Source organism: Isoptericola sp. NPDC057191, assembly GCF_042670225.1.
Classification (GTDB): domain Bacteria; phylum Actinomycetota; class Actinomycetes; order Actinomycetales; family Cellulomonadaceae; genus Isoptericola.
Genome location: NZ_JBHUWC010000313.1, coordinates 1 through 1,607 on the forward strand (window position 1 = coordinate 1; position 1,607 = coordinate 1,607).

Sequence of the window (1,607 nt, forward strand, 5' to 3'; positions counted from 1 at the left end):
CCCTCGTGGCGGACGCCGGCTCCCTGTCACGGGCCGGGCCGCTGCGTCACACCGCGTGCCGCCGCGCCGGCCACGGAAGGAAACATGACCGCCGTAGTCCCCCAGGAACCCACCGGCACGACCCCCGCCGACGCCGCCACGGCGGCCGCGCGGCGCAGGCTCCGCGTCTCCGACGTCACCGTCGTCGACAACTCCATGCTGAAGAAGACCATCGGCGGCACCGCCGTCGGGAACCTCATGGAGTGGTACGACGTCGGCGTCTACGGCTACCTCGCCGTCACGATGGGTGCCGTGTTCCTGCCGCAGGCGTCGTCCGGCGTGCAGATCCTCTTCTCCCTCGGCGTGTTCGCCGCCACCTACGTCGCGCGCCCGCTGGGCGGCATCGTCTGCGGTCGCATCGGCGACCGGGTCGGCCGGCAGAAGGTGCTCGCCTTCACGCTGGTGATGATGGCCAGCTCCACCTTCCTCATCGGGCTGCTGCCGACCTACGGCGTGCTCGGTGTCGCCGCGCCCCTGCTGCTCGTGCTCCTGAAGCTGGTGCAGGGCTTCTCCACCGGTGGCGAGTACGCCGGCGTCACGACGTTCGTCGCCGAGCACGCCCCCGACCGCCGTCGCGGCTGGGCGGCGTCGTTCCTCGACTTCGGCAGCTACCTCGGCTTCGCGTTCGGCGCCGTCGTCGTGACGGTCCTGCAGGTGACGCTCGGTGAGCAGGCCATGATCGACGGCGGGTGGCGCATCCCGTTCCTCGTCGCGGGCCCGATCGGCGCGTTCGCCGTGTGGTTCCGCCTGAAGATCGAGGAGTCGCCGGCGTTCCAGGCCCAGCAGGTCGCGGCCGAGGCCGCCAAGGACCAGGGGGTGGAGGCTCCTGCCGCCACCACGGACGTCACGCTGCGCTCGCAGTGGCGCCCGCTCGCCGTCGCGATGGTGCTGGTGGCCGTGGCCAACACGGCCGGGTACGCGCTGACCAGCTACATGCCGACCTACCTCACCGACACGCTCGGCTACGACGCGACGTCCGGCACCCTGCTGACCGTGCCCGTGCTGGTCATGCTGGCCGTGATGATCCTCGTCGCCGGCCCGGTCAGCGACCGTCTCGGCCGCCGTCCCCTGCTGTGGTTCGGCGCGGGCTCGCTCGCCGTGCTCGCGGTTCCGGCGTTCCTGCTGCTCTCGGTCGGGCACGTGTGGTCCACGCTGCTGGGCCTGACCCTGATGGCGGTGCCGGTGGCGTGCATGGTCGGCGTCCAGGCGGCGACCCTGCCCGCGATGTTCCCGACGGCCGTGCGCTACCGCTCGATGGGGCTCGCCTACAACGTCGCGCTGGCGATCTTCGGCGGCACGACGCCGCTCATCGTGGAGGCGCTGACCCAGGCGACCGGGTCGAGCATGGCCCCGGCGTACTACCTCGTGGGCTTCGCCGTCGTCGGCGCGATCGCCGTCGGCTTCGTCAAGGAGAGCGCCGGCAAGCCGCTGCCGGGCTCGATGCCGTCCGTGGACACCACGGCGGAGGCGAAGCAGCTCGTGCGGACGCAGGAGAAGAACCCGGACCTGGACCTCGACGCCCTGCCGGGGCTGGTCCCGGCCCGCTGACGGCCCGACGTCGCGGTTCC

General features: G+C 72.3%; 1 protein-coding gene. It reads left to right on the plus strand.

What is annotated here, in order from left to right; genetic code table 11:
• The first annotated feature begins 84 nt into the window (after window positions 1–84).
• Window positions 85–1,587 (plus strand): MFS transporter, encoded by a 1,503-nt coding sequence (locus ACFT55_RS20155; RefSeq protein ID WP_380245645.1) that lies wholly within the window; start codon window positions 85–87, stop codon window positions 1,585–1,587.
• Window positions 1,588–1,607: the final 20 nt, after the last annotated feature.